We start from the raw sequence: 6,700 nt of genomic DNA on the forward strand, positions 1-6,700 counted from the left end.
GGCTGGCTCGAGGGCGGGCTCACAGCGTCGGTCGAGAAACTCATTCTTGACTGTGAAATGCACCAGCTCATGCGCGAGACCCTGACGCCGATCGCGACCGACCGGGCGAGCCTCGGAATCGAGGCCATCGCGGAGGTTGGGCCCGGCGGTCATTTCTTCGGTGTCGGCCATACGCTGGAGCGCTTCGAGCATGCGTTCTATGCCCCGCTGCTCTCCGACTGGCGCAATTTCGAGACCTGGACCGATGCCGGCTCGATCGACGGCACCCACCGGGCCAACGCCATCTGGAAGGAGCTCTTGCGCCAATATCAGGAACCGCCGATGGATCCGGCCGCGCGCGAGGCCCTGGCGGCCTATGTGGCGCGGCGCAAGATCGAGATCGGCAACGGGAAATATTGAACCGTTCCGCCACTGGCCGGCCTTGTGGGCGGGTCGATTATTTGATTCTCTGGACCCGCCCCGTTGGGGGCGCGACTCCCGGGGGCCGGTGGGGCCCTCCGAGACCCGAGTGCAGACCGCGATGGCGATGCGCCGCCTGATCAAGGCCAACGAACATCGGGTCATGCCCTGGAAGAACAGCCAGGGCATGACGGCCGAGATCGCCATCGATCCGCCCGACACGCCGCTCGATAAATCCTTCCGCTGGCGCTTGTCGCTGGCCGAGGTCAAGGCCGACGGCCCGTTCTCGGTCTTTCCCGGCTATGACCGCTATATCATGCTCATGGGCGGCAACGGCATGGTGCTGCGCTTCGATAATGGGCGCGAGGAGCGCATCGACGAGCCGCATGTCCCGTTCCAGTTCAGCGGCGACGATTCGGTACGCTGCTGGCTGATCGACGGCTCGGTGCGCGACTTCAATTTGATGGTCCGGCGCGATTTCCAGGTCTCGGCCGGGATCCTGACGCTCAACCGCCGCGACCGGATGCTGCCGGCGCTCGGCCGCGGCACCACCCTCATTCTCTATGTGATCGAGGGAAACACCGTGCTCGACGACGGCACCCTGCTCGAGCCCGGCGACACCCTCATCATCAATGTCGAGCTCGCCGCCAAACACGCCGTCGCCTTCGGCCGCAGCCAGTCGACACTCTTCATGGCCAGGTTGACGCCGCGCCAGCGGACGTAGTGGGGGATGACGGTAGGAGCGCTTAGTCCAGCGCCAGCCAGCGGTCGCTGACGGCTTCGGCGAAGCGGCGGGCGTTGGGCGCGTTGCCCGGCCATTCGGCGCGCAGGCGCGTGAGGGTGGAGGGGGCCTTCTCGGCGCCGAGATGCTTGGTGAGGCTGGGCAGGCAGGCCGCAAACCAGGTGTCGGCGATCGCCGGCGTCGCCTCGAAATGGCACTGGAATCCGTAAGAGCGCTTGCCGACCCGGAAGGCCTGGTTGCGGCAGCCCTCGCCCTTCATGAGCAGCTCGGCCTCCTCGGGCAGGTCGAAGGTGTCCTCATGCCACTGCATGATGCGCGCCGTGGTTCCGAGCCCGCCGACGACCGGGTCCTTCTGGCCTTCGGGCGTCACGGTCAGGTCGTGGAACCCGACCTCGAGATGGGTATGGCGGCGGACCTTGCCGCCGAAGGCGCGCGCCATGAGCTGGGCGCCCAGGCAGATCCCCAGCAAGCCGCGTCCCTCGCGGTGAAAGTCGCGCATGCTCTCGAGGATCGCGGGAAAGGCCGGGAAGTTGGCATCGTCATTGGCATGCTGGACACCGCCCAGAACCACCATCCCGTCATAGCCCTTCGGGCTCTCGGGCAGAGGGTCGCCCTCATGGGGCTTGCGGATTTCAGCCTTGCCGCCCTGCGCCTCGATCCGTTCGGCGACGATACCGGGTTGCCCTAGGGAATCATTCTGGATGATCAGGATTTTCATGGACCCGGTTGCTCGCACAAAATGAGACGGCCAGTCGCCGATCGCCCGATAGGCCCAGGGTCGTCCGGTCGGGCGCGATTATAGGGCGCGCCGGCCCCGGTGCCAGCCATCGCGGCCTCAACCCTGCCTTGCATCGCTTGCAGGCGGACCCGTCGCTTTCGTCGGAAAGCGGCGGGAAAAGGACGGCTCTACACTCCCGCTTAACCGGCACCCGTGATAAGAACGAGGCTCATTTCCGGCGAGATTGCGCCCTACCGAGTCCCCCACCCTTCATGCCGACTGATATCCCCTCCGACACCGGCCCGATGTGGCTGCGTGCCGTGAGCCGCCCCGGTGCGATCGTCTTCGCGATCATGTTCACGCTCGAGAGCTTCGCGCGCGGCCTGATCGCCACCATCATCCCGCTCCAGGCCTATTCGCTGCTGCACAATACGCGCGACGTCAGCATCCTCTACACGCTGGTCGGCATCGTCGGACTGGCATCGAGCTTCGCCATCCCGTTCCTGATCCGCCGCTTCAAGCGCCGCTGGGTCTATACCGCGGGCATTCTGGCGCTGCTGGTGGCCGCCCTGCTGCTCGCGACCGCGACTTTGTACGGTCAGATCGGCGCCATGCTGGCGCGCGCCTTCGGCGCCGCCGCCCTCAACATCACCTTGAGCCTCTATGTGATGGACTATATCCGGCGCCGCGACCTGGTGCGCTCGGAGCCGCTCCGTCTGATGTTCAGCGCCGCCGCCTGGACGATCGGGCCGGCGCTGGGTGTCTGGCTCTATACCGATGTCGGTCAGGGCGTTGCCGAGTTCATCTCCGCCGGCTCCTGCGCGGTCCTGCTGGTCTATTTCTGGTATCTGCGGATGAGCGAGAACCCGGCCGTGGCCGCGGCCACGCGCCCGCCGCCCAATCCGATCGCCTCAATCCGCCGTTTCATCGCCCAGCCACGGCTGCGGCTCGGCTGGTTCGTGCCGTTCAGCCGGTCCTGCTGGTGGGCGATGTATTTCGTCTATCCGCCGCTGTTCCTGGTGCAGGCCGGCAAGGGCGATTTCGCCGGGGCGATGCTGGTCTCGCTCGGTAACGCCATGCTGTTCGTGACTCCGCTCTTCGGCCGCCTGGCGCAGCGCACCGGCATCCGCCGGCCGATCGTCATCGGCTTCATTGGGCTGGGCGTTCTCACCACGGCGGCCGGCTTCCTGCATCACTGGCCCTGGATCGCGGCCGGCGTCCTGCTCGCCGGCTCGGCCTTCTGCTGCCTGCTCGATGCCTTCGGCAATATTCCCTATATGCGCGCCGTGCGTCCGCTCGAACGGCCGCAGATGACGACGGTGTTCCGGACCTATATCGACCTGTCGGATCTGGCGCCGCAGGCCTTCTATTCGGTGTTGCTGAGTTTCTTCGACATCCGCGCGGTGTTCTTCGCCTGCGGCCTCTTCATGTTCGTCGCCGCCGTCGTGGCGCTGAAGATTCCGAAGAAGATGTGATGCCGGTCGGCCCGTTGCGGCCTCGTCGAGGCTGTCATCTTAGCGCAATGTTAAGGGCTCCTGGACGATCCTGACCGGGTGTGCGCCTCGGGACCTCGTTTGCGGGGCCTCAAGGCGCAAGCCAGTATTGCCTGGGATCCCTGGCGTCCCGATCACAGGAATGGACCTGCATGGCCAAGCCGGCCGAACGCACCCCGGTCGACCCGCCCGCCGCCCGTCCCGCTCCCAACCAGGGCCAGGCCGGCGGAATCGCGGCCACGGTCAAGCGGGCCCAAGATGCGGTGGCCGAGCTCAGTGCCGATTACCAGAACTGGGCGCTTGCCGACCTGACCAAGGCCGAGCAGGCCCTGTCCGAGGCACGGGCCAATCCGGCGGCGGCCCAGCCGGCCCTGCAGCGCCTTTATGGCGTCGCCCATGACATGAAGGGGCAGGGCGGGAGCTTCGGCTTTCCGCTGGTGACCCATGTGGCGCAGTCGCTCTGCCGGCTGCTGGTCGGCCCGGGCGGCAGCGCGCGCCATGTCGAGCTGCCCGCCGAGGAAGCCACCTTCGGGCTGGTCGAGGTGCATCTGAAGGCGCTTCGCCTGATCCTCGAGAAATCGGTGCGCGGCGAAGGGGGCGAGGTCGGCCAGAAGCTGGTCGCCAAGCTCCAGGCCATGGCCGGCGGCGGCTAGGACCGGAACGGTCCTTTTTCGGTGCGTTCCGGCTTCAGCGAGAATTAACCCTAATTACCGACGATCAGGACCGGTCTCTGCCCGCGACGGCGCCCGGGCGGCAGCCCCCGATTCCTGTCGCGCGCTTCTTGGGTCGCGATCCATCCGGTGACGTTCTCTTCGACCGTAGGCAAGTTCAAGCCGATATCCGCAGACCGGATCGCGCAGATCCTGGGCTTCGGCTTTCTCTATTTCGCGCTGGCGGCCTTCAGCATCGATCTGTCGCGCGGCAGCAATGGCGTCGCCACGATATGGCTCCCCAACGCGCTGGCAATGGGCTTCATCATGCTGCGCCGGCCCTGGCAGGTGCAGCTGCCGGCATTGGCGCTGGGCATCGTGCTGGCCGATATCCTCGAGGGCGATCCGGCTTTCGTCTCCGCGATGATGGCGGTCGCCAACGCCGCCGAGATCGCGCTCGGTGCCTGGCTGATCCAGCGCTGGCTCGGGGCCGGTGATCGCTTTGCCCGGCTGCAGGAGGTCGTGCGCTTCATTCTGATCGCCGGTCTGGCGGTTCCCGTTTTCGGGGCGGGGCTCGGGGCGATGGCGGTTCATTGGGGCATGGGCGTTCCGCTGCTCGATGTGCTGCCGGGCTGGCTCCTGACCGAAGCCATCGGCTACATCGTGCTGACGCCGATGCTGGTCTTGTGGTGGCCGCTTTGCCAGAAGACCGGCGGGCGGAAAGCCTGGGCGAAGCGATGGCTCGGTGGCTGGAGCCATAAGCGCTCTCTGGAGGCGGGGCTGCTGGGCTTGGCGCTTTGCCTCAGCGGCTTCTGGCTCTTCAGCTCGGTCGGCTGGGCGCGAGCCGCCGAGCTGTTGCCGACCTTCCTGGCGACGCCCCTGGTGCTCTGGGCCGTCATGCGTTTCGGCCGTCGCGGCGGCAGTCTCGCGACCCTGATCGTGGTCACGGCCGCCGTCGCCGGCCTCCTGGCGCACCAGACACCGATCGACGATGCCCTGCCGGTCACCTCCAGCGACCTGCTGCTGCCGCCCCTGATGATGTGCGTGACGGCGCTGTCGGGCCTGCTGCTCGGCGCCGCGCTCGAAGAGCAGAATTTCATGCGCAAGGCGCTCGAGAAGAGCGAATCGCATTTCCGCACGCTGGCCGAAGCCACCCATGTGGGGATCTACCGGACGGATGCCGCCGGCCGCTGCCTCTATGTCAATGAGGGCTGGAGCGCGATCACGGGTCGCGATGCCAGGACCTCGATGGGCGAGGATTGGTCGACGGCGCTTCATCCCGACGATCGCCGCCGCGTCATCGCGAACTGGTACGAGGCCGCCCGCAACGAAGCCACCGACTATGACGAGGAATATCGCTGGAGGCGGGCGGACGGCGAGGTCCGGCTGGTGCGGGATACCGCGCATCCGATCAAGGAGGGCGGCAAGACCACCGGTTATGTCGGCACCGTCATCGACGTGACCGAGGAGCGCGCGGTGCGCGCCCAGCTCGAAGAAAGCCGCCAGCGCTTCGATCTGGCGCTGCGCGGCACCTCGGATGCGATCTGGGACTGGCATCTGGCGACCGGGCGGTTGTGGTTTGCGCCACGCTTGGCCGAGATGATGGGTTACGACCTGTCCCAGTCGCCGCACACGATCGAGGCATTCGAGGACCTGGTCCATCCCGATGACAAGCCAAAGCGGGCGGCGCTGCTGGCCGAGTATCTCGCGGGCGGCTTCAACGAGCACGGCTACTCGGTCGAGTACCGGCTGCGCCGCGGCGACGGCGCCTATCATTGGGTGCGGACGCGGGCACGCGCCGTGTTGGATCGTGGGGGACAGCCCTTCCGCATCGCCGGCGCCCTCAGCGACATCCAGGAGGAGAAGCAGCGCGAGGTCGAGCTGCAGGCGGCGATGGAGGCGGCCGAGCAGGCCAATGCCGCCAAGTCCGAGTTCCTCGCCGTGATGAGCCACGAGATCCGCACGCCGATGAACGGTGTCCTCGGTATGACGGCGCTGCTTCTGGAAACCGATCTGAGCGAGGAGCAGCGCCGCTATGGCGAGGTGATCCGGCGCTCCGGCAAATCGCTGATGGCCCTGCTCAACGACATTCTCGATCTGTCCAAGCTCGAGGCGGGCCGGCTGGAGGTCGAGACCATCGCCTTCGATCCGGCCGAGATCGTGCGCGATGCGGTCGAGATCCACGCCGAAACGGCCCGCACCAAGGGTCTCGCGCTGGAGCTTGGCCTCGCCGACGGGCTGCCCGCCCTGATGATGGGCGACCCGGCCCGGCTGCGGCAGATCCTGCTGAACCTCATCGGCAACGCCGTGAAGTTCACCGAGCAGGGGCGGGTCAAGGTGGAGCTCTGTCCGGGCCCGTCGACCGGCGGCACGCTGCACTTCTTCTTTGTTGTCAGCGATACCGGCATCGGCATGGACCAGCCGCAGCTCGACCGCCTGTTCCGGAAATTCACCCAGGGCGATTCCTCCATGGCGCGCCGCTTCGGCGGCACCGGCTTGGGGCTCGCCATCTGCCGCCAGCTGGCCGAGCTGATGGGGGGAGCCATCACGGTGGTGAGCCGGCAGGGCGAAGGCAGCCGCTTCGCTCTCGATCTGCCCTTGCATCCGGCGGACGGTACGCAGGTCTCGATGGCCGCTGCGCGCGAGCAGCACCAGGCGACGGGACCCGGCGCCTCGCTCCTGCTCGTCGAAGACAATG

At 67.0% G+C, this 6,700-nt stretch carries 6 protein-coding genes; 5 read left to right on the forward strand and 1 reads right to left on the reverse strand.

Annotation, left to right across the window (positions count from 1 at the left end):
* Positions 1-399 (forward strand): trimethylamine methyltransferase family protein (locus tag ACREE8_RS21860; RefSeq protein ID WP_431575132.1); only part of this gene is annotated, 399 nt, incomplete at its 5' end.
* A 109-nt stretch (positions 400-508) separates the two neighbouring features.
* Positions 509-1,123, forward strand: coding sequence for a HutD/Ves family protein (locus tag ACREE8_RS21865; RefSeq protein WP_431575133.1), 615 nt, complete (start codon positions 509-511; stop codon positions 1,121-1,123).
* A gap of 22 nt (positions 1,124-1,145) precedes the next feature.
* On the opposite strand, the gene ACREE8_RS21870 is transcribed toward ACREE8_RS21865, so the two are convergent.
* On the reverse strand, positions 1,146-1,859 hold the full coding sequence (locus ACREE8_RS21870) for a type 1 glutamine amidotransferase (protein ID WP_431575134.1): 714 nt from the start codon (positions 1,857-1,859) through the stop codon (positions 1,146-1,148).
* 272 nt (positions 1,860-2,131) lie between these two features.
* On the opposite strand from ACREE8_RS21870, the gene ACREE8_RS21875 reads away from it, so the two are divergent.
* The 3 genes from ACREE8_RS21875 to ACREE8_RS21885 all read left to right on the forward strand — a co-directional run.
* Positions 2,132-3,334: an MFS transporter gene (locus ACREE8_RS21875; RefSeq protein ID WP_431575135.1), complete on the forward strand. Its 1,203-nt coding sequence runs from the start codon at positions 2,132-2,134 to the stop codon at positions 3,332-3,334.
* A gap of 170 nt (positions 3,335-3,504) precedes the next feature.
* Positions 3,505-4,005 (forward strand): Hpt domain-containing protein, encoded by a 501-nt coding sequence (locus tag ACREE8_RS21880; protein ID WP_431575136.1) that lies wholly within the window; start codon positions 3,505-3,507, stop codon positions 4,003-4,005.
* A 147-nt stretch (positions 4,006-4,152) separates the two neighbouring features.
* Positions 4,153-6,700 (forward strand): PAS domain-containing protein (locus ACREE8_RS21885; protein WP_431575137.1); only part of this gene is annotated, 2,548 nt, incomplete at its 3' end.

This window comes from Hypericibacter sp. (assembly GCF_050729195.1).
Taxonomy (GTDB): domain Bacteria; phylum Pseudomonadota; class Alphaproteobacteria; order Dongiales; family Dongiaceae; genus Hypericibacter.